This window comes from Streptococcus sp. C300, from assembly GCF_000187645.1.
Classification (GTDB): domain Bacteria; phylum Bacillota; class Bacilli; order Lactobacillales; family Streptococcaceae; genus Streptococcus; species Streptococcus oralis_CQ.
The window spans coordinates 219,542-240,698 of sequence record NZ_GL732466.1; the positions used below are offsets into that span (position 1 = coordinate 219,542).

General features: G+C 43.0%; 25 protein-coding genes, 2 pseudogenes and 1 other annotated feature. Of the genes and pseudogenes, 2 read left to right on the top strand and 25 right to left on the bottom strand.

Annotated elements, in window-relative coordinates:
• From rplT to HMPREF0849_RS01115, 6 genes are all read right to left on the bottom strand, one after another.
• The coding region (rplT, locus tag HMPREF0849_RS01090) for a 50S ribosomal protein L20 (RefSeq protein WP_033605338.1) at nucleotides 1-287 on the bottom strand (287 nt) is incomplete at its 3' end.
• A 51-nt stretch (nucleotides 288-338) separates the two neighbouring features.
• Complete coding sequence (gene rpmI, locus HMPREF0849_RS01095) at nucleotides 339-539, bottom strand: 50S ribosomal protein L35 (RefSeq protein WP_001125942.1); 201 nt, start codon at nucleotides 537-539, stop codon at nucleotides 339-341.
• 32 nt (nucleotides 540-571) lie between these two features.
• The gene (gene infC / locus HMPREF0849_RS01100) at nucleotides 572-1,102 is read right to left on the bottom strand and encodes a translation initiation factor IF-3 (RefSeq protein ID WP_000848184.1); all 531 of its coding nucleotides are present in this window, start codon (nucleotides 1,100-1,102) and stop codon (nucleotides 572-574) included.
• 15 nt (nucleotides 1,103-1,117) lie between these two features.
• Nucleotides 1,118-1,249 (bottom strand) — a sequence feature (ribosomal protein L20 leader region).
• Nucleotides 1,250-1,321: 72 nt separating this feature from the next.
• Complete coding sequence (locus HMPREF0849_RS01105; RefSeq protein WP_000084754.1) at nucleotides 1,322-3,562, bottom strand: DNA internalization-related competence protein ComEC/Rec2; 2,241 nt, start codon at nucleotides 3,560-3,562, stop codon at nucleotides 1,322-1,324.
• Complete coding sequence (locus HMPREF0849_RS01110) at nucleotides 3,546-4,199, bottom strand: helix-hairpin-helix domain-containing protein (protein WP_000387310.1); 654 nt, start codon at nucleotides 4,197-4,199, stop codon at nucleotides 3,546-3,548. Before HMPREF0849_RS01110 ends, HMPREF0849_RS01105 begins: the two co-directional genes overlap by 17 nt.
• Nucleotides 4,200-4,265: 66 nt before the next feature.
• Nucleotides 4,266-4,835 (bottom strand): GNAT family N-acetyltransferase, encoded by a 570-nt coding sequence (locus HMPREF0849_RS01115; RefSeq protein ID WP_000443765.1) that lies wholly within the window; start codon nucleotides 4,833-4,835, stop codon nucleotides 4,266-4,268.
• 176 nt (nucleotides 4,836-5,011) lie between these two features.
• Between HMPREF0849_RS01115 and ald the strand changes: the two genes are divergently transcribed.
• Complete coding sequence (ald, locus tag HMPREF0849_RS01120) at nucleotides 5,012-6,124, top strand: alanine dehydrogenase (RefSeq protein WP_000904716.1); 1,113 nt, start codon at nucleotides 5,012-5,014, stop codon at nucleotides 6,122-6,124.
• Between the two features lie 49 nt (nucleotides 6,125-6,173).
• Here the strand turns inward: ald and HMPREF0849_RS01125 are convergent, their stop codons facing one another.
• The 17 genes from HMPREF0849_RS01125 to HMPREF0849_RS01205 form a co-directional block, all read right to left on the bottom strand.
• Nucleotides 6,174-7,160, bottom strand: coding sequence for a PhoH family protein (locus tag HMPREF0849_RS01125; protein ID WP_000658170.1), 987 nt, complete (start codon nucleotides 7,158-7,160; stop codon nucleotides 6,174-6,176).
• A gap of 80 nt (nucleotides 7,161-7,240) precedes the next feature.
• Nucleotides 7,241-7,456 (bottom strand): YozE family protein, encoded by a 216-nt coding sequence (locus HMPREF0849_RS01130; RefSeq protein WP_001232084.1) that lies wholly within the window; start codon nucleotides 7,454-7,456, stop codon nucleotides 7,241-7,243.
• A complete protein-coding gene (locus HMPREF0849_RS01135; RefSeq protein WP_009013489.1) occupies nucleotides 7,453-8,058 on the bottom strand; it encodes a GrpB family protein in 606 nt (201 codons plus the stop codon). Before HMPREF0849_RS01135 ends, HMPREF0849_RS01130 begins: the two co-directional genes overlap by 4 nt.
• A gap of 11 nt (nucleotides 8,059-8,069) precedes the next feature.
• Complete coding sequence (gene cvfB / locus HMPREF0849_RS01140; RefSeq protein WP_001095463.1) at nucleotides 8,070-8,924, bottom strand: RNA-binding virulence regulatory protein CvfB; 855 nt, start codon at nucleotides 8,922-8,924, stop codon at nucleotides 8,070-8,072.
• A gap of 59 nt (nucleotides 8,925-8,983) precedes the next feature.
• Complete coding sequence (frr, locus tag HMPREF0849_RS01145; protein ID WP_001262235.1) at nucleotides 8,984-9,541, bottom strand: ribosome recycling factor; 558 nt, start codon at nucleotides 9,539-9,541, stop codon at nucleotides 8,984-8,986.
• Between the two features lie 7 nt (nucleotides 9,542-9,548).
• The gene (pyrH, locus tag HMPREF0849_RS01150; protein ID WP_000002996.1) at nucleotides 9,549-10,286 is read right to left on the bottom strand and encodes a UMP kinase; all 738 of its coding nucleotides are present in this window, start codon (nucleotides 10,284-10,286) and stop codon (nucleotides 9,549-9,551) included.
• A gap of 83 nt (nucleotides 10,287-10,369) precedes the next feature.
• Nucleotides 10,370-11,704, bottom strand: a complete 1,335-nt coding sequence (gene trmFO, locus HMPREF0849_RS01155; protein ID WP_000083706.1) for a methylenetetrahydrofolate--tRNA-(uracil(54)-C(5))-methyltransferase (FADH(2)-oxidizing) TrmFO — start codon at nucleotides 11,702-11,704, stop codon at nucleotides 10,370-10,372.
• A gap of 234 nt (nucleotides 11,705-11,938) precedes the next feature.
• Complete coding sequence (rsmI, locus tag HMPREF0849_RS01160; RefSeq protein ID WP_001166893.1) at nucleotides 11,939-12,817, bottom strand: 16S rRNA (cytidine(1402)-2'-O)-methyltransferase; 879 nt, start codon at nucleotides 12,815-12,817, stop codon at nucleotides 11,939-11,941.
• Between the two features lie 2 nt (nucleotides 12,818-12,819).
• Nucleotides 12,820-13,137: a DNA replication initiation control protein YabA gene (gene yabA / locus HMPREF0849_RS01165; protein WP_000358229.1), complete on the bottom strand. Its 318-nt coding sequence runs from the start codon at nucleotides 13,135-13,137 to the stop codon at nucleotides 12,820-12,822.
• A 36-nt stretch (nucleotides 13,138-13,173) separates the two neighbouring features.
• A complete protein-coding gene (locus tag HMPREF0849_RS01170; protein ID WP_000808200.1) occupies nucleotides 13,174-14,064 on the bottom strand; it encodes a DNA polymerase III subunit delta' in 891 nt (296 codons plus the stop codon).
• On the bottom strand, nucleotides 14,061-14,699 hold the full coding sequence (gene tmk / locus HMPREF0849_RS01175; RefSeq protein WP_000033370.1) for a dTMP kinase: 639 nt from the start codon (nucleotides 14,697-14,699) through the stop codon (nucleotides 14,061-14,063). Before tmk ends, HMPREF0849_RS01170 begins: the two co-directional genes overlap by 4 nt.
• 120 nt (nucleotides 14,700-14,819) lie before the next feature.
• Nucleotides 14,820-15,617, bottom strand: coding sequence for a pyrroline-5-carboxylate reductase (proC, locus tag HMPREF0849_RS01180; RefSeq protein WP_000689720.1), 798 nt, complete (start codon nucleotides 15,615-15,617; stop codon nucleotides 14,820-14,822).
• A 3-nt stretch (nucleotides 15,618-15,620) separates the two neighbouring features.
• Complete coding sequence (locus tag HMPREF0849_RS01185; RefSeq protein ID WP_000255273.1) at nucleotides 15,621-16,883, bottom strand: glutamate-5-semialdehyde dehydrogenase; 1,263 nt, start codon at nucleotides 16,881-16,883, stop codon at nucleotides 15,621-15,623.
• Nucleotides 16,884-16,892: 9 nt separating this feature from the next.
• Nucleotides 16,893-18,002, bottom strand: coding sequence for a glutamate 5-kinase (gene proB, locus HMPREF0849_RS01190; RefSeq protein WP_000875725.1), 1,110 nt, complete (start codon nucleotides 18,000-18,002; stop codon nucleotides 16,893-16,895).
• A gap of 99 nt (nucleotides 18,003-18,101) precedes the next feature.
• The gene (locus tag HMPREF0849_RS01195) at nucleotides 18,102-19,001 is read right to left on the bottom strand and encodes an RluA family pseudouridine synthase (protein WP_000403226.1); all 900 of its coding nucleotides are present in this window, start codon (nucleotides 18,999-19,001) and stop codon (nucleotides 18,102-18,104) included.
• Nucleotides 18,985-19,452: a signal peptidase II gene (gene lspA / locus HMPREF0849_RS01200; protein WP_000745683.1), complete on the bottom strand. Its 468-nt coding sequence runs from the start codon at nucleotides 19,450-19,452 to the stop codon at nucleotides 18,985-18,987. The genes HMPREF0849_RS01195 and lspA overlap by 17 nt, the downstream gene beginning before the upstream one ends.
• A complete protein-coding gene (locus HMPREF0849_RS01205) occupies nucleotides 19,449-20,357 on the bottom strand; it encodes a LysR family transcriptional regulator (protein ID WP_001025724.1) in 909 nt (302 codons plus the stop codon). The genes lspA and HMPREF0849_RS01205 overlap by 4 nt, the downstream gene beginning before the upstream one ends.
• Here HMPREF0849_RS01205 and HMPREF0849_RS10635 point away from each other — a divergent pair.
• Nucleotides 20,350-20,421: pseudogene (locus HMPREF0849_RS10635) on the top strand (AraC family transcriptional regulator); the annotation flags it as partial. The gene HMPREF0849_RS01205 and the pseudogene HMPREF0849_RS10635 overlap by 8 nt on opposite strands.
• Before the next feature lie 162 nt (nucleotides 20,422-20,583).
• On the opposite strand, the gene rpmA reads toward HMPREF0849_RS10635, so the two are convergent.
• Together rpmA and HMPREF0849_RS10805 are read right to left on the bottom strand one after the other, a co-directional pair.
• A complete protein-coding gene (gene rpmA, locus HMPREF0849_RS01210; protein WP_000916509.1) occupies nucleotides 20,584-20,877 on the bottom strand; it encodes a 50S ribosomal protein L27 in 294 nt (97 codons plus the stop codon).
• Between the two features lie 16 nt (nucleotides 20,878-20,893).
• Nucleotides 20,894-21,091, bottom strand: a pseudogene (locus HMPREF0849_RS10805) (hypothetical protein); the annotation flags it as partial.
• Nucleotides 21,092-21,157 lie beyond the last annotated feature (66 nt).

The following is a 21,157-nucleotide window of genomic DNA, read 5'->3' on the forward strand; positions in this document are numbered from 1 at the left end:
GCAAGCATTTTACGGTTAACTTCGATTTCAGCCAATTTCAAACCATGCATCAATTGTGAGTATGAAAGTCCGTTCAAACGAGCTGCCGCATTGATACGAGTGATCCACAATTTACGGAAGTCACGTTTTTTCTGACGACGGTCACGGTATGCATAGTAGTAAGAGTTCATTACTTGTTCTTTTGCAGTACGGAACAAGATGTGTTTAGCTCCATAGTAACCTTTTGCTAATTTAAGAATACGTTTACGACGTTTGCGTGATACAACGCCACCTTTAACACGTGCCATGTTTTATTTCCTCCAAATATTTCCTAGAATTGTTTACTTACTGTTAGGCTATTATTTCAAGCGAGTAAGCATTGCTTTGATACGTTTGAAATCTCCTGAATGCACCATAGATGCTTTACGAAGATGACGACGTTGTTTCTTAGTTTTTCCGTGGAAACGGTGAGAAGTGTAAGCACGGAAACGTTTAAGTCCACCAGAACCTGTACGTTTGAAACGTTTAGCTGATGCGCGGTGTGTTTTTTGTTTTGGCATGATTTTTTCTCCTTTATTTAACTTTCTGACAATTATTTTTTGTCAGTTGCTGGCGCCAACTGCATGAACATTTGGCGTCCATCCATCTTAGCTCGTTGTTCGATGATCGCAATATCTTGTGTTGCTTCAGCAAACTCGGCTAAAACTTTTGCACCAATCTCTTTATGGGTGATCATACGCCCTTTAAAGCGAATGGATACCTTAACTTTATTTCCTTTTTCAAGGAACTTGCGTGCATTGCGAAGTTTTGTGTCAAAGTCACCCTTGTCAATAGTTGGACTCAGACGAACTTCTTTCACAGTAACAACACTTTGTTTTTTACGTTGTTCTTTTTGCTTTTTCTGGTACTCAAATTTGAACTTACCGTAGTCCATAATTTTAGCAACAGGTGGTTTTGCTTGGGGTTGAATCAATACTAAGTCAACATTTGCACTATCAGCCAATGCTTGCGCTTCGCTGAGTGGCTTGATGCCTAGCTGTTCTCCCTCAAGACCGATCAAGCGAACTTCACGTACACGAATTTCATCATTGATGAATAAGTCTTGCTTTGCTATGGTTTTCACCTCTTTTTTATTATTAGAGAAAAACAATAGCGGACTCGTAATAATACAAGCCCGCACGTTATGATAGCGTTTCTTAGAAACTTTTCATCCGTAGGGCCAGGCAACTTGATGTCACAAGGCGAGAAGCTCTCACTTCTGCTTTTCTCAACTTTTATATGATACCAAGTTTTCTATTCCTTGTCAAGATAAAAAGTCAATTTTTCGAAAAGTTTGTCTATTTTATCGAACCGTTTCAATTCTCCAACTATTCCACCCTGTAAAGCGGATAGCCCCTTGCTGGTCAGTTCGGTAGATCTTACTCTTGATACTTTCCAGTCGTGTCAAGGTTTCCTGATGGGGGAGTTTCGCACGATTGCTCTTTCCGACTGAAATGAGAGTAATTTCTGGTTTGATTTTTTCTAGGAAAGCTGGATTTGATGAGGTTTTAGCACCATGTTGGCCTGCTTTCAGGACATCCACCTCTAAGCCAGGGTATTGCTTTAGAAGATCCTTCTCTCCCTTCTCTTTCAAATTTCCTATGAAGAGAAAGTGCTTATCCAAAAGTTTTCCATAAAGAACCAGAGAATCATCACGATTCCCATCTCCAATCTTCCTTGGAGATAGGACTTCTAAGAAACTGCCAAAAATCGGGAAATTCTCCCCAGCTACCACACTACGTACCTTGTTTTGACTTGCTTCTAGTTCCGCTACAAATTCCTTCTGTGTCAGACTTCCTTTTGATACTAAAATCTCCCCAACATGGAAAGCCTTGGTCACCTCCAGTAAATCACCAACATGTTCCTTGTCTGTATTGGTCAAAATCAGCTGGTCAATCTTATCTACTCCTCGACTTTTAAGATAGGGAATCAAGGTACGCTGGGCAGTGCTGGTCGTCGACTTTTCTTGCCAAGCCTCGATTTTCTTATCAGATTCTGCCTTACCACCTACATCTATGAGAATAGTTTTCCCAGTCACATCCCGTAGGAAAATACTTTCACCTTGCCCCACATCCAGCATGGTGATTTCATTACCCAGCGGATGTTTGGTTAGGAAAAAGAGACCTATAATCAATAAGCTGACTCCAGCTACTCTTTTGATATTTTTCCTAAAATCATACAGTATTGCCAAGGAAATTAACAGTAGAATTAACAGCCATGCGTTGGGTTGACCAAAGACCAGAGGCCTGCTTGCCAGCTGCGATACCAATCGAATGATATTCTCCAACCACTCAAAGACAAAGTTAAACTGAGTGACTGGGTAAATAAAGGACAGAATAAATAAGATGGACAAAAGTGGCAAAAAGACCACATCAAACAGAAAGGAAAAGACAAAGGTCAAAATGATAGACCAAGGCTGAAATTCTGCAAAATAGAAGGATAGAATAGGCAATATTCCCAAGGAAATGACTAGACTTTCTCTAGCAACTGCCTTGATCCCATCGCCTTCTTTGCTAGTCATGGTCAAGATAAAAGCATAAGCGCAGGACAAGACTCCTCCTGCAGTTAGGAAAAAGTTTGGCATAATGATAAAAAGGACAAGGACCGTCAAGGCAAAATTATCCAAACCCTTAATACCATGTTGGGCCAGTAACTTTTGCAAGAGACTGCGAATGACCGATGCTGAAAATCCTGTCAGACCTGCATAGATAAGAGAAAAGGGATAAGTTAGCCACTTCAACTTTTCTTGGGTCAAGCCCAATCGCAAGAGGAGTTTCTTAAAAGCATCCATAAAGAAGCCCACCTGCATACCCGACAAGGCAAAGAGATGGATAATTCCAAGACTGGAATAAAGCTCATTCATCTCCTCAAAGTCCGTGTCCAAATGTCCTAAAAGAAGACCTGTCATATAATTGCGCATAGGATCTGGAAAGTACGTCTTGATCCAAACTACAGCCTTTCGACGTAAACTAGACAGATTTTCTCCTATATCCCAACTGTTAACCTTTTTAAGCGACTGGATGTTCTTGATAGTCAGTGTCTGGTAAATCCCTTGAGTCTTTAGATAGGCTTGGTAGTCAAATCCACCAAAATTTCTCTGTCCTTCAGGTTCAGAGACTTTCCCTTCTAGCTCTATCTCGTGAAGGTCTGTTAAGGCTTGAAAGTACTCTTTCTCCTCCTCGGACTGGAGTTTATAGTAAACTTGGAAAGTGCTGCCGTCAGCCTTGCCCCGAAAGGACAGACTGTCTCCATTGACTTTGATGGTATCTGGTAAAATCCGTACCCTCTCAACAGAATCCACTAGGTTCTGACTAGCTTGTGTCTGTTGCCAATTTTGAAACAAAAACCAAATTCCAAAAACTCCACAAATCGCTAGAACTTTACCAGCCGATTTCCAAGGAAATTGGAAAAAGAGGCAGATCAGCAAAAAAACAAAACCTAGCAGAGCGAGATAGGACACTCCAAAAATGGCATAGTAAAGCCAGAGCAACAGAAAGCTCAGATAGATTAGAGGAATAGGGAAATTCTTAATCCACTGTGACATAATCTTTTAGCTTTTCTATGGTCTTAGCGCCTATACCAGAGACTTTCTTTAATTCATCTACCGACTTGAATTTGCCATTTGCCTCACGATGGTCGATAATATCCTGCGCTCGTTTTCCTCCCAAGCCTTTGACCTGCTTGAGTTCTTCCAGACTAGCTTTATTGAGGTTGACCTTCTTATCTTTACTTGTCGAAGGAGTCGTTCCAGAACCAGTCTGCTGGCTAGCTGCTTCTTCTCCCTTAGTTGGAACATAGACAAGAGCCTCGTCACTGACTTTCTGAGCGAGATTGAGCGATTTACTATCTGCTTCTTCTGTTAATCCACCCGCCTTCTGAACCGCATCATGGACCCGACTACCGACTGGCAAGTCATAAATTCCTGGTGAATTGACAGCACCTTTGACATCTACTGTAATCAAATCTTGTCCAGGGGACTCTTCCTTTTCTTCCTCCTTCTTCACTTCTTTTTCAGACGATGAATCCTTTGAAATAGCAGCAACCTCAGCCGGTAAATTTGTTTCTTTCACAGATGTTTGTGAACTTGGCTTTAGCAGGAAAAAACCGCCTAAGGCCAAACCCAAACAAGCACAGATGACAATGATTTTATACTCTTTGATTTTCTCGATAATTGCTTCCATATTTTCTCCTCTCTTAAGTTATTCGTAAGAGGAAGAAAAAAACAACTGAAAAATCTTTTCAACTGCTTATTTATTTGCCAAATAGTCTTCCTTAGTCAAGACATAATGAACTCTTGTGACGATTCTACCTGGTTCTTTATTATCCATTCTGGCATAGGGTTCTTCGTGGGAAAAACGCATGCCTGATTTCTCCATGACCTTGCCAGATGCAGGATTTTCCTTATCGTGAAGAGAGGTCAACTTATTCATTCCAATCTTTTCAAAAGCCAGTTCAATCACGGCTCGATTGGCTTCTGTTGTCAATCCTTGATTCCAATACTTTTTATTGATAATGTAACCAATAGCTGCCTTCTTAAGAACAGTATCAATCTTGTGCAAATCAATGGTACCGATAAACTGACCATTGCTTTTTAGTTCTATTCCCCACCGTCCTAAGGGATTGGCCAAGTAAAACTGAGCAATGTTATTCTTGGTTTCTTCCAAGCTTTGATTGGTTGGAAAAGTGTAGCGCGTATTTTCTCTGTCCGAGGCATACTCAAACATAGCTTCTGCATCGTCCAAGGTTACAGGTCGGAGCAATAAACGCTCCGTTTCTATAGTTGGATACTTGGAAAATTTCACAAATATTGATTCCATACTTTTCCCTCCATTAGAACTTGATTCTCACTAGTCTAGCATAAATAAATTTGAATGACAAGTTTTTCTTGATTTTTGAAGCGGTTTCATATACAATAAAACCATCACATTTTTGATTTATGAACTGGAATGTGACAACCAAAACAAGACCGTCAATTGAAAGGTAGGTTATCTCTATGTTAATCGGAATTCCAAAAGAAATTAAAAATAACGAAAACCGTGTCGCCCTCACACCTGCTGGTGTCCATAGCTTAGTTTCTCGTGGACATCGCGTCCTCATCGAAACAAATGCTGGTCTTGGTTCAGGATTTACTGATGCTGACTATCAAAAGCAAGGAGTTGAGATTGTCGCTACTGCTGGTGAAGCCTGGGCAGCAGAGTTAGTCGTGAAAGTAAAAGAACCTCTAGCTTCTGAATACGGATACTTGCGCGATGATCTTCTCCTCTTCACTTACTTGCACATGGCCGCTGCTCCAGAATTAGCAGATGCTATGTTAGCAGCAAAAACAACAGGAATTGCCTATGAAACTGTTCGTGATAATCAAGGACAACTACCACTCCTCGTTCCTATGAGTGAGGTTGCTGGTCGTATGGCGGTTCAAATCGGAGCTCACTTCCTTACCAAACAAGCTGGTGGCTCTGGTGTACTACTTGGTGGTGTACCAGGTGTTCCAAAAGGAAAAGTAACCATTATCGGTGGTGGTGTCGTCGGGACACATGCTGCCCGCATCGCCCTTGGACTTGGTGCTCAAGTGACTATTTTAGATATCAGTGCCAAACGTCTCTCAGTTCTAGAAGAAGTCTTTGGAAACCAAATTCAAACTCTTATGTCTAATTCATTCAACATCAAAGCAAGTGTGAGAGATGCTGATGTAGTGATTGGAGCGGTGCTCATCCCTGGTGCCAAAGCACCGAAATTGGTGACAGATGAGATGGTCAAACAAATGCGTCCAGGCTCTGTCATCGTTGACGTGGCCGTTGACCAAGGTGGTGTTATTGAAACAGCTGACCGTGTGACAACACACGATGAACCCGTCTATGAAAAACACGGTGTTCTCCACTATGCCGTTGCCAATATCCCTGGTGCAGTTGCTCGTACCTCTACTATCGCCCTAACCAATGTCACTCTTCCTTATATCGAAGCTCTTGCTGGCAAAGGATTCTCACAAGCAATTGCTGAAGATGAGGGCTTGCGTCAAGGTGTTACCACCTATCAAGGTTACTTGACCAGTCTCCCAGTTGCTAAAGGTCTCGATAAAGATTACACGTCTATCGACGAACTTGTTTAAAGCTAGACACTCATTAAAAAAAGCAGTTCACATCTGAACTGCTTTTTTGCTATTCTATTTCTTGGTTCTTTTCTTCAACCTTAACTGGAGCTGGTTCATAAGCCCGAATAATCTGAGCGACAACTGGATGGCGAACCACATCCTTGGCTGAAAAATGAACAAAGTCGATTTGATGAATGTTCTTGAGCTTTTCTTGGGCATCAATCAAACCGGACTTAACATTGCGTGGCAGGTCAATCTGACTGATATCTCCATTGACAATCATCTTAGAATTAAATCCTAAACGAGTCAGGAACATCTTCATCTGCATGATGGTCGTATTTTGTGCCTCATCGAGAATGACAAAGGCATCATCCAAGGTCCGACCACGCATGTAGGCAAGGGGAGCGATTTCGATAATTTCGCGCTCCATGAGACGGGTCGTTTGATCTTTTCCGAGAATTTGGTACAAAGCATCGTAAACAGGTCGAAGGTAAGGATCGACCTTCTCCTTAAGATCACCCGGAAGAAATCCTAGACTCTCACCTGCTTCCACTGCTGGTCGAGTCAGAATAATTCGCTTGACTTGCCCACGTTTAAGGGCAGTCACTGCCAAGGTCACTGCAAGAAAGGTCTTCCCTGTCCCAGCAGGCCCGATTCCAAAGGTCACATCATGCTGTTTGACACTGTCCACATAAAGCTTTTGACCTAAGGTTTTGACACGAATTGGTTTCCCAGTATTGTCCTTGATAATTTCTTCTTCGTAAAGGGCGACAAACTTGTCAATTTCATCGTTTTTGACCATGCCAATCGCAGTGACCACATCTGGTGTGCCGACTGTCATTCCACGATTTACCAAGACCATCAAAGCCTGAATAACCTGACGGGCTTCCTCACAGGTAGACTCTTCTCCGATAACCTGCACAATCTCCGTACGAGCATGAATCACCACATCGAGCTCTTCTTCCATCAAACGAAGATGGCGCTCATTGGAACCAAAAAGATGGAACAAGTCATCTGGATGACTCAGTTGAATGTCTATTGAATGTTCCTTCAAATAAAGAACCTCTCTAATCCGTTTATTTCTTTTTATTATAGCAAAGAGAACAATAAAATACTAGCCTCATCTCATTGTCTCTAGTGTTCTAAGTATTCTTGCCAGATGGCGTCAAAGTCTCCTAGGTTAAAAGAGAAGCTGGCATGCTCCTCCAAAAAGCGACTCACCTCATCAAAATCATCCGTGTGTTTTGGAAAAGCTGACTCCTCAAAAGCGAGATCTGCCAAGATGGCTTTTGGGCTATTACTTTTAGGATTGCGCTCGGTCATGAGCCAAGTGTAAAATGATTTTCTCAATTCTTTCTCCTATCAAGAGTTTTTTGATGACACTTTTCTGATTCTTGAAAATTACTGGACTTAGCCTCTGAAACGTAGTGGTTTATAAAATCTGTTTTAGCATCTGTATAGGCGTCTCGATTGTGTTCAAATTTTTTCCACAAACTTAGTTTTAATTCCTGATACGCTTGGGCGATATCAGGATGCTGGCAGAGATAATCTCTAAAATAAATCTCGTCATGATCTCCCGTCATTCGCAAATGTAAATGAAAAACTTTCTCAGCAAATCCCTGATCTGTATATCCTTTATTTAGCGAAATCCTGTTAGGACTCTCTGACATCACTAGCCAACCATTCTTCACCAATAAATCCCTAACTCTTGCTAAATCCGCTATTTTACCTACTTCTAGCAGAATATCAACGATATTTTTGGCCCAAATATTAGGGATAGCAGTGCTACCGATATGTTCTATTCTTTTAATAACATTTGCACCCAATATTTTTTTCAGATTTGCTTTTTCCGATTCATACCAGTCTTTCCACTCTGACTTGTGCTCTACTAGAAAAATAGGAAAAAGTTGCCAGAGTTCCTCTAAACTCATTTCTTCAAGTTTCTTTATCATGTCTATAAGACCTAAATCAACTCTGTACCAAACTGGTCTTGCTTGATTTTGCCAGCCTTCATCAAGCCACCGAGTGCTTTCTTGAACTGACCTTTAGAAATGCCAAAGGTTGCCTTGATGTCCTCAGGAGATGACTTATCATTTAAGGTCATGAAACCGCCATTGCTTTCCAAGTAGATCAAAATCATCTGAGCATCATTTTCCAACATTTCAAAGGAACGTGGTTTGAGGGATAGGTTCAAGGTACGGTCCACTTCACGGAAACCAATGACACGCGCATCTAACACTTGCCCCAAACGTGGCTCTGCGTAGCGCTCACTTGGGTGAATGAAACCAAGCATGTTATTCTCTGGTAGGTATACAAAAGTTCCTGATAGCTTGAGGCGGTAAACAATGGCTGGCCAGTTTTGGTTCTGCATGTTGTTGTAGGCAGGACGAGCCAGACGTTGGAAGTCTTCTTGATAAGCCAAGAGTCCCCAGATTCGGTCTTTCTTGTCCACTTCAAGACGGATGTAGAGTTTATCCCCCTTCTTAGGCCAGAGTTCCTTGAGCTCAGGGAGGATATCAAGTGACACAACGATTTCCTTATCAGGTAGACCGGTATCGACAAAGACACCCAAGTCCTTTCGAACTTCTGTTACGGTTCCCCAACCAAATTGGTCCTGAGTCGCAGTAACTTCTTGAGTGGTCAAGCGGAGTTTTTGCTTCATATCCGTGTAGGCAAAACCTTTGACCGTATCCCCTACTGTATGTTGACCTTCTTCCTTAGCAAGAGCATAGGTCTGACCATCCTTTTGCACAAAGTAAAAACGGTCATTTTCATCGATGATGAGTCCAACGATAAAACTTGCAAGATTTGTATTCATATTTCCTTCTTTCGAATAAAACTCAGCCAGCAATGCCAACTGAGTTTTTCTGTTTATTTTTAGACTTCCAAGATTTCTTTTTCTTTATTGGCAGTCATGTCGTCGATGTGTTTCACAGCGTCGTCTGTTACTTTTTGAATATCTTTTTCAAGAGTCTTCAATTCGTCTTCAGTAATTTCTTTTGCTTTTTCTTGCTTTTTAGCTTCGTCCATAGCGTCGCGACGGATATTGCGGACAGCCACTTTAGCATTCTCACCGACCTTCTTCACTTCTTTGGCAAGGTCACGACGAGTCTCTTCTGTAAGAGCAGGGATAACCAAGCGGATCACAGAACCGTCATTAGCTGGTGTGATACCAAGGTCAGAAGCGTTCAAGGCACGTTCGATGTCTTTCAATGAAGACTTGTCAAATGGTGTTACCAACAAGACACGCGCTTCTGGAATGGTAATTGAAGCGATTTGGTTAAGAGGAGTTTCGACTCCGTAGTATTCTACGTGGATACGGTCTAGCAAGCTTGCGTTGGCACGACCGGCACGGATACCACCAAATTCACGAGCAAGTGATTGGTGAGACTGGGTCATTCTCTCTTTAGCTTTTTCTACAATTGCATTAGCCATAATTTTCTTATTCCTTTTCTTCGATATTGTTTGAAACTGTTGTTCCGATATTTTCACCAAATACGACACGTTTGATGTTGCCTGGTTGGTTCATATTGAAGACAACCAAGTCAATGTCGTTGTCCATAGAGAGGGTTGAAGCAGTTGAGTCCATGATACGAAGACCTTTATTGATAACATCACGGTGGGTCAATTCTTCAAACTTAACGGCAGTTTTGTCTTTCTTAGGATCGGCATTGTAAACACCGTCTACGCCATTTTTAGCCATAAGGATGGCATCCGCTTCGATTTCAGCTGCACGAAGGGCTGCTGTTGTATCTGTTGAGAAGTAAGGTGAACCAATACCAGCACCAAAGATAACGATACGACCCTTTTCAAGGTGGCGAAGGGCACGTCCACGTACATAAGGTTCTGCCACTTGTTGCATCGCAATGGCAGTTTGCACACGCGTATCGACACCAACTTGTTGCAATGAATCTGCCATCACAAGAGCATTCATCACGGTCCCAAGCATTCCAGTGTAATCAGCCTGAACGCGGTCCATTCCTGCTTCTGCAGCAGGTTCTCCGCGCCAGAGATTTCCTCCACCAATAACAAGGGCAATTTCGATACCTAAGCTATGAACTTCTTGAATCTCTTTTGCGATTGTTTGAACTGTTTGGATATCAATCCCTACGCCACGTTCACCGGCAAGGGCTTCACCTGATAACTTGATTAAAATACGTTTATACTTGGGGTTCGCCATTTTTACTCTCCTTTTTTTATCCTACCTATTTTATCACAATTTCTAAGATTTTTATAGTATCATGAGCAATTCTTTGAAAAAAATTAGACCGTTAAAAATTCCTCTAAGTCGGTAAGAGCACGCTCTGCAATTTTTTCATAACGAGCCTTCTTATCACGGATACGCTCGCCTTCCAATTCCTTGATAATTCCGAAATTGACATTCATCGGTTGGAAATGTTTGCTGTCAGCATGGGTGATGTAATGAGCTAGACTTCCGATCGCTGTGGTCTCTGGGAAGATAGCTTCACTTTCACCCTTGAAGAGACGAGCCGCGTTAATACCTGCAACCAAGCCTGAAGCTGCTGACTCAACATAGCCTTCTACACCCGTCATTTGACCAGCAAAGAAGAGGTTTGGTTGTTTCTTAGAACGGTAAGTCTGTTCAAGAAGATTTGGTGAATCCATATAAGAATTGCGATGCATGACCCCATAACGGACAAACTCAGCATTTTCAAGACCTGGAATCATTTGGAAGACACGCTTTTGTTCTCCCCATTTGAGGTGGGTTTGGAAACCAACGATATTGTAGAGGCTACCAGCCGCATTGTCCTGACGAAGCTGGACAACTGCATACGGTGTTTTGAACTCCCCGTCACGAGGGCCTGTATAATCGTCTGGATACTCCAAACCGACTGGCTTCATCGGACCATAAAGCATGGTTTTAATGCCACGCTTAGCCATGACTTCGATAGGCATACAACCTTCAAAGTACTTTTCTTTTTCAAACGAATTGAGCGGGGCTTCTTCCGCATTGATCAATGCTTCATGGAAATCCATAAATTCTTGCTTGGTCATAGGGGCATTGAGGTAGGCTGCTTCTCCCTTGTCATAACGAGACTTGAGATAGACCTTGCTCATATCGATGGTATTGACATCGATAATCGGCGCCGCCGCATCGTAGAAATAGAAACCATCACCGTCATTAAGGGCATGAATCTTTTCAGCTAGGGCATCGCTGGTTAAAGGACCAGTAGCGACAACTGTAATAACATCAGTCGGCAATTCTGTAATTTCATCACGAACCACTTCAATCAAGGGGTGATTAGCCACTTTTTCAGTCACCATTTGAGAGAAACCATCACGGTCCACCGCAAGGGCTCCACCAGCAGGAACACGTGTAGCCTCGGCAGATTCCAAGATGACCGAACCCAAGCGACGCATTTCTTCCTTGAGGAGACCCACTGCATTTGTCAGGGCATCGCCACGAAGAGAATTGGAACAAACCAACTCCGCAAAATTATCTGTTTTATGCTGAGGTGTTGACTTGACACCACGCATTTCATAGAGTTTAACTGGAATACCACGTTCTGCGATTTGGTAAGCCGCTTCAGACCCTGCCAAACCTGCTCCGATAACATTGATATAAGATTGAGACATGACACTAATACCTCTTTGGGAGTGTGAAGACAAGATTCACATTGAAAAAGCCAACTAAACTTACGAGATTAAGAGTTTCTAGGCTCAGACTGAAAAAGTCCACAGGACTTACTTCGCTCTCGAATTTCTTGGCTCAGGCTGAAAAAGTCCCCCGGACTTTTTCACTCCCACAAATCTTTCTAATTTTTCTTCTACTAGTATAACAAAAAAAGGGAAGAAGGCAAACTTCCCTGTTTAGTCATTTTCTTGATTTTCTTCCCAATCGTGGTAGGCAGCGTAGAGCTGACTTTTATTCCACTGGTAGAGTTTCGCAACTTCCTTTATGGCTTGATTTTTCTTCATTCCTTCTTGGATGCGTGATTGGATATCTGAAAACAAGTCCTCCTCGTCCTTTTCCTCCACATCCTGACTGGCACCTTCAACAATGAGAAGGCATTCACCCTTGAGTGGCGTTTCAGCAATACTTTCTAGTAACTCTGAAATCTTTCCTCGTTGGTATTCTTCATAGATTTTGGTCAATTCCCTGACCAAGACTACCGAGCGGTCACCGTAGACTTCTAGCATATTTCCCAATGTATCCGCTACACGATGGGGCGATTCGTAGAAAATCTGAGTTTCTGGGTAATCTTTTTTTAAGTCGAAAAATTGCTTTTGCTGGCCTGATTTTCTCGGTAAGAAACCGTAAAAGATATGTGGCTGTGGCGCCAAACCACTGGCAATCAAAGCAGAAATTCCTGCACTAGCACCTGGAACGGTAACAACTGCGATTTCTTCCTCAATAGCTGCCTTGACCAAATCATGCCCAGGATCTGAGATACTAGGCAGACCCGCATCAGAGACCTGAGCGATACTTTGTCCCGCTTTCAGAAAACTAATCAAGTCAGGAATCTTTTCCTTGGCATTGTGCTCATGAAAACTAATCTGCTTGGTGGAGATGTCAAAATGCTTGAGCAAAAGACCTGTATTGCGCGTGTCCTCAGCAGCAATCCAGTCCACCTCTTTCAAGGTCTGAATAGCACGAAAGGTCATGTCATCTAGATTGCCAATCGGCGTTGCCACTAGGTAAAGCTTGCCATAGGGAGATTGTCCCTTAAAACTTTTTTGAATCTGCATGCTTACTCCCTATATAACAACTCATCACAGAACATACATTCCTCGTCCTGCTCGCGGCGCTGTCCATAAAAATCATTACATACGTGAAACCCATCTTTATAGATTCGGCGGACGCTTTCACGAACGTGCTTGGCCTTAACAGGTGTATCTGCTTCCACCTCGCCTAAGCGTTCGCGCAACTTACTATTTTCCAATCGAAGAGCTGTATTTTCCTCTACCAGGCTCTTGAGATTTTTCTTGATGGCTTCCACATCGGCCAAGGTCACCAATAACTGTTGGGAAAAATCGTCCAGTGCATCAAATAATTCTTTTTTGTCCATAAACCAGCCCTTTCCTTTCTTTATCCTTCATTGAGTTTATATTTCTTTCAAGACCAGATATTCCATGGCATTTTGAAAGCTAACATTGGCTTGCCACATTTTTCTGGCTTCTAGCAAATCTTGTAAAATCTGTCGAATCCTTGCTTGCAAGAGATCCTGCCCACAGAGCACTTCGAGGATTCGCAAGACCTGATCTTGTTTTTCCTTGTCATCTGCCAAGCTGGCTAATTTAGCAACTTGGAGATAACTTTCTTTTTTCCTGGCTAATAACCAGGTCAGTAGGCGTTCACTCTCATCGACCAAGGTCCAAAAACTTGCCTGATTTGCCAGTTTTTCTGCTTCAGCATGTGATTGACAAAACTGGGCTAAAAGAGTCGCTTTTTTCTTGACCAGACCTGCTTGTTCTAATTGATGGATGAGCTTTTCTTCTTGCTTATTAAAATGGAAAATCTGGGTCCGACTACGGATTGTTGGCAAGATTTTTTCCTCATCGCTGGTCAAGAAGAAAATGTAAACTTCACTCTGGGGTTCTTCGATGACCTTGAGCAGAGAATTAGCCGCGTTAGGATGCATTTTCTCCGCCTGCTCGATAATAAAAACCTGCTGCCGACTTTCAATCCCTGCTTGAGAAAACTGACCCACCAATTCCCGAATGCGTTCTGTCTTGATGACCTGATTGACCGGCTTAATTAAGGTAACATCGGGAAATTCTTCCATCTCAATCAGCTTGCAGTTTCGGCATTTCTCACATGGTAAAACGCCTACTTTATCCGTACAAAAGAGGCTCTTAGCCAAAAACTGCGCCATTTCCAAGCTTCCAAAGAAACCTGAAAAGAGATAGGCGTGATTGAGCTGATCTTGTTCTAGGATACGGACAAAACGGTCAAACTGGTCTGGCTGCCAAGCTTTTAGTTGTTCTTGTTTCATTTATCCAAGCCCATTCTGTCAAACAAGACAGCCTTGGTAGCATCCACAACTTGCTCCAAAGGAAGACTCGCATCAATCTTGACAATGCGATTTCCTTCTTTGTCCAGAAGAGAAAGGTAACCTTGACGAACTTTCTTGTGCAAGTCTAAGCCTTCCAAGTCCAAACGATTGACCTCGCGGTCACTATTGGCAGCAATGCGAGCCAGCCCTTCTTCTACCTCAATGTCAAAATAGAGGGTCAAATCGGGTTTAAGGCCATCTGTCGCAAAGTGATTGAGCCAATCAATGGCATCAATATCCAAGCCACGGCCAAATCCCTGATAAGCAACAGAACTATCAATGAAGCGGTCCATAATGACCAACTTGCCAGCTTTAAGTGCTGGAAGAACTTTTTCCACCAAGTGCTGTCTACGACTGGCGATATAGAGGAGGAGTTCCGTTTTAGGATCCATCTGCGTATGACTTGGATCCAAAATCACTTCCCGAATCTTCTCTCCAATCAAGACTCCACCTGGCTCACGGGTCGTCAACACCTCTACTCCTTTTTCCTCTAAAATTGGGAGTAGAGCCTCTAAAACACTGGTCTTTCCTGCTCCCTCTGGTCCCTCAAGAGAGACTAAAAATCCTTTTGACATGTCTAACTCATTTCTTTTTTTCTACTTTCTATTCTATCAAAAAAATAGGTTTTTGTGACAATCTTTTTGCGTCTTCTGATTTCAAAAGAGCATAAAAGAGGCTGGGAGTCATCCAACCTCTTATTTACCTAATTCTTGTGTTCGTTTGTAGGCTTGATGAACTGCGTCCATGACGGTACCTCTAAAGGCATGTTCTTCCAGACTTGCTACACCCGCGATAGTCGAACCTCCTGGGCTACAAACTTGGTCTTTCAATACTCCAGGATGTTGCTGACTTTCAAGGACCATTTGTCCAGCGCCAACTACTGTTTGAGCTGCCATTTTCAAAGCCATTTCTCGTGGCAATCCTGTCTGTACACCCGCATCTGCCAAAGCCTCGATAAAGAGATAGACAAAAGCTGGTCCACAACCTGCAAGACCTGTCGCAGCATCTATTAAGCCATCCCCAAGTTCAACCAAGAGACCAGCCTTGACTAGAAGCTGACAAAAGAGTTCCCTGTCCTCAGCACGACAATTTGCTGACATGGCATAACTAATCACTCCTTGGCCGATAGCCACTGGAGTATTGGGCATGATGCGAATAATTCGGTGGTGACTGGGAAGAAGTCTAGCCAGTTTTTCCAAGGTCAATCCAGCAGCCATGGAAATCAAAAGAAGACTCTCTCTTTTTTCAAGGATAGTCTGGTATTGAGCAAGCAGTTCAGAAAACTGGGCTGGCTTTACTCCTAGAAAAATCACATCTGCTTCTGCAAAAATTTCTTCATTGCTGGAAGCCTGACCGCCGAAGTTGGCGATAAAAGCATCTACTTTTGCTTGACTGCGATTGGCAAGGAGAATCTGAGCACCCGTCTTGGCCTGCAAGACAGCCTTAGCCAAGCTAGAACCCATATTCCCCAAACCGATAAATCCAATCTTCATCTCTTACTCCCTTATCTGTCCGTCACCAGTAACCACATACTTGTAGCTGGTTAACTCTTTCAAGCCCATTGGTCCACGCGCGTGCAGTTTCTGAGTAGAAATTCCCATCTCACATCCAAGACCAAACTGCCCACCATCAGTGAAACGCGTTGAGGCATTGACATAAACCGCTGCTGAGTCCACTTGATCTGTAAAGAAAGCCGCAGTTTCAACATTTTCCGTCACAATCGCATCCGAATGATGGGTACTGTGGGCTTCAATATGGGCAACTGCTTCTTCTAAACTGCTCACAATCTTAACTGCTAGGATATAGTCTAAAAACTCGGTGTCAAAGTCTTGTGCCTCGGCTGCTCGACCTGAAAGAAACTGACTTGCTGTGCTATCTAGGCGGAATTGAATTGGTTCCAGTCCAGCTTCTTTCCGACTTGTAACCAGCACTTTCTCCAAGCGAGGAAGAAAACGTGCTGCCTTGTCTTCATGAACCAGCAAGACCTCCATGGCATTGCAGACAGAAGGACGACTGGTTTTAGCATTGTTGATGATAGATAGAGCCTTGTCTTCATCGGCATCCTTATCCACATAGACATGAACAATTCCAGTTCCTGTCTCGATAACAGGTACGATAGCATTTTCAACCACAGCATTGATCAAGCCAGCCCCTCCACGAGGAATGAGAAGGTCTAGATAGCCCTTAGCCTTCATCATAGCATAGCTACTTTCTCGACGGGTATCTTCCACCAGTTGAATCACATCAGGATGAATAGTAGTCGTCTCCAAGCCCTTCTTCAAAGCTGTGACAATAGCATGAGCAGTTCGGTAGGCGTCCTTCCCACTACGAAGAACGACCGCATTCCCACTCTTGAGAGCCAAAGCAGCCGCATCAGACGTCACATTTGGACGGCTTTCATAGATAATCCCAATAACCCCCATGGCCACACGTTTCTTGGTAATAACCAAGCCATTTTCAAGCTGACTTGTTTCTAGAACTTCACCGATAGGATCTGGTAAAGCAACCACTTCACGAATCCCTCTTGCCATCGCTTCTATACGTCCCTCATCCAAATAAAGACGGTCTAGCATGACATCTGAAATTTTCCCCTTGGCCACTGCCATATCGAGGGCATTGGCCTCTAGAATCTCCTCAGTAGCTGCCAATAACTGATCAGCCATAGCTAGCAAGGCTTGGTTTTTCACTGCTTCACTGGCAGTATTGATTGATTTCTTAACAGCCTGTACCTGTTCAAATTGTTCTTGTGTACTTACCATCGTTCACCTCTAAAATTCTGTAAAGAGCAGCTGGATTTCAGGAGTGATGGAAATCCAGTCATCACGGTGAATCAAGACTCCCTTAGCTTTTTGAGAACGGAGCATATCTTCTAGGGCTGAGACACCAAATTGGACACGTCCCTTCCCAAGAGATTGACCCGTTTCTTTATCAGCCACTGTGACAATATCGTGGTAAGAGAAGTTTCCTTCCACTTCTACCACACCCGATAAAAGGAGACTTTTCCCGTTTTTTGAAAGTGCCTCTGCAGCTCCACCATCTACCCAAATCGTTCCCTGACTTTGAGCATAGAAGGCCAGCCATTGTTTCTGGGTACGAAGTCCCTTCTCTTGCGCAACAAAGAAGGAACCATCCCTAGTTTCTTCAGCTGCCTCAATCAAGGCATCAGATTTCAAGGAGGAGCAAATATAGACTGGTACACCCGACTCCGTTGCAATCGTAGCCGCCTTAATTTTTGTCAGCATACCCCCAGTTCCATTTGAAGAACCTGCTCCACCAGCCATATCAATAATCTCACGATTGATAGTCTCGATTTTGTCCAAGCGTTTGGCTGTTGGATCTGAGTTGGGATTGCCAGTATAGAGACCGTCCACATCCGTCAAGAGAACTAAAAGATCCGCTTGGACCATCGCCGCTACCTGGGCACTTAGAGTGTCATTATCCCCAACCTTGAGCTCATCAATAACGACGCTATCATTCTCGTTAATGATAGGAATTGCCCCACGATGAAGCAATACGGACAAGGCCTGATGGGCGTTCTTATAGCGACGTTTATCTACAAAATCATCCTGTGTCAGCAAGATTTGTGCAGAAACGATTTGGCGCATGAGGAGGTTGGTTGTGTATTCCTCCAACAAAAGTCCCTGACCAACTGCAGCGGAAGCTTGTTTATCTGCAATCTTGGTCGGACGTTTTTTAAAACCCAAAGCTCCAAAGCCAGCGGCAACTGCCCCAGATGAAACTAAAATCAACTCATGTCCAGCTTCATGAAGCATAGCCAATTGCTGGGTAATTGCCTTTACTTTACTTCTTGATAAACTCCCGTCTTCATTTGTCAAGGAGGAGGTCCCTACTTTAAAGACGATTCGTTTGTACTTCATATTCTCACTCCGATTCTTCATATTTATCCATTATAACATGAATGCTTTAAAATAGAAAAGACTTGAAATAAAAAGGTTGAGACAGCTATCTCAACTCTTTTATTTATTCTCAGTTTTACGCAATCTTTCCAGCGTTTCTTTAAAAATCTCTGGAATATCTGCTGTGAACTCCAAGGTTTCACCTGTTCTCGGATGGGTAAAACCTAGAGTCTTGGCATGGAGAAATTGTCCATGTCCTTTCAGGGTTTTACGAGGACCATAGACTTCATCACCAGCGACAGGATGGCCAATATAAGCCATATGAACACGGATTTGGTGGGTACGTCCTGTTTCCAGTTGCAACTCCACTAAGCTATAATCTCCAAAGCGTTCCAAAACATGAAAACGTGTTACGGCAGGCTTCCCTTTAGCAGTCACTGCCTGTTTCTTACGATCTTTTTCACTACGACCAATCGGAGCTTCAATCACACCACGATCATTGGGAAGATTGCCATGAACAATCGCCCAGTATTTACGGAGAGACTTCTTGTCCTTGAGTTCTTGCGCGAGTGCTAAGTGGGCCTCGTCATTCTTCGCAATCATAAGGAGACCAGACGTGTCCTTGTCAATGCGGTGAACGATACCCGGTCGAAGAACACCATTGATACCTGACAAGTCCTTGATATGGTACATGAGGGAATTGACCAAGGTTCCGCTAGTATGACCAGCGCTGGGATGAACCACCATCCCTTGAGGTTTGTTAACAACGGCTACATCCTCATCTTGGTAGATAATCTCGAGTGGCAGATTCTCAGCCACATACTCTAAAACCTCTGGTTCTGGCACATGGTAGGTGACGATATCCCCCTCTTGGACAGTGTATTTGGCTTTCTTAGCTTGCCCATTAACCAAGACTTGTCCAGCCTTGATTTGTTCATTCGCGAGACTGCGTGACAATTCTGTCAGGTCCGACAGAGCCTTGTCTAGACGTTGCCCACCAGTTTCAATTTTTATTTCCATTTACTTCCTCTTTAAGCATTGCAATCAATAAAACAATGACACCAACTGTCAAATAACTGTCAGCAACATTGAAAATCGCAAAGTTGATAAAGTCTAGGTGAAACATATCCACCACAAAACCTTGACTCATTCTGTCGATAAAGTTGCCCAGACCTCCCGCTATTATCAAAGTCAGTCCAAAAACCAACCAGAGAGAATCCTCCATGTGTTTATGTAGATACCAAATGGCACCTACCATGACGACCAGTGTAATGACAGCAAATAACCACTGCTGATCTTGTAGCATGGAGAAGGCTGCTCCTCTATTTTGCAGATAGGTCAAGCTAACGAGATTTGGGATCCACGAACGCACTTCACCCAGTGGAATCTGCTGGACAACATAATTTTTGACCAACTGATCCAGCCCAATCAAAAGCAGTACAATGACTGCTACTATTCCTCTTTTTTTCATGATTTCCTCTTTTGATCAAAATATTCTTGCATGACTTCTACGAAAAGAGTCCCAGCTTGGCTAAGCTCCACTTCTTCCCGTTTGACATAGACCATGCGATTATCTAGATTATCCTTGAGACGAATGACTGTGATTCCATTGACACTGTCACTATCTAAAAATCCTGAACCTGTCGCATAGGCATCCGTTCGCTCCAAAATACCATTCAAAGTAGCACGGTCGGTCACATTAAACATCTGCGAGCTCGCGCTGGTGTCGACAAAGTTCTCTGAATAGTAAAGGTACTCATCCTTTTCCTGAGTAAAACGAACCGTTGGTAAATCCGCTAAATCCTCCATGACCAATTCCTCTTTCTGTGCTAAAGGATGCCCTTCACGAAGATAAATGTGAGTCTGGAAAGGAATTAGTTCAATAACTTCTAAACCAAGCTTTTCAACCCGTTGCATGATGCCCTTTCTATTTTGATTGTTGAGGTAGATAATCCCAATCTCACTATGTCCTTGGGCCACTTCGTCTAAGATTTGAACTGTAGTAGACTCAAAAATACGAAAGTTCTTGTAGTCAGGATAACGTTCCGAAAAGGCCGTAATGGTTGGTGGCAAGAAGTCATAGTGCTGGCTGGCAATGGAAAATTCATCCTTTTCTTCCTCAGGATTGGCATACTGATTCTGAAAAACATCAAATCCTTTGACCAATTCCTGCGCTTTCTCATAAAATTCCATACCACGACGGGTCAAAAAAGTCCCCGAACTCGTCCGACGGAAAATTTTAAAGCCTAACTCTTTTTCCAAATCGCGAACAGAAATAGATAGACTTGGCTGACTAACATACATCTTTTCAGCAGCTTCACGGAAAGTACCACTATTGGCAATGGCCACAACATAGCGTAATTGTTGAATGTTCATCTTTTACCCCCAACTTCTCTATCTGTTCATTATACCATATTTCAGAACTTTTCCACCTAGGAAAAATAATGTCGCTCATAAAATTCATCTACACTAGTAACAAAGAATTATGGGTATCAAAACAAAAAAAGGCTCTCCGAAAACTCGGAAAGCCTTATTTTATGCTACTTCTAGCTTCCTCGCCTTTCATTTCAAGGCTCGGGATAAAAAGGTTCACTGAACCTTTTTATTTAGCGATTGGGTAAACAGAAACTTGTTTTTTATCGCGTCCTTTACGTTCAAAGCGTACTACGCCTTCAACTTTAGCGAACAAAGTATCGTCCCCACCACGTCCAACGTTTACACCTGGATAGATATGTGTACCACGTTGACGGTAAAGGATTGATCCACCTGTTACAGTTTGTCCGTCGGCTGCTTTAGCTCCAAGACGTTTCGCTTGTGAATCACGTCCGTTTGATGTAGAACCTCCACCTTTTTTGTGGGCGAAAAGTTGCAAGTTGTTAAGAGTCATTTTTAACATAATGTTTTCCTCCGTGTTAGTTTTCTGTGATAACTCTGGTTTGGACGAACTCAGAAGAGTTCTCCGATAAGTTTGCCATACCTAAGAAAAATGATTCGAAGAATAACTGGGTCATTTCTCTCTGGTGTGAAGGAAGATCCGCTGGTATATCAACCTTTAGATAGCCACCTTCATCTTCGGATGGCAGACCTCCAGCAAAATGGTTTACGAGGTTATTATTTCCGTCGGATTTTAGAGCAAAACCCAAATAATGTAGCAAAAGCAGTTGATGATTTAGATA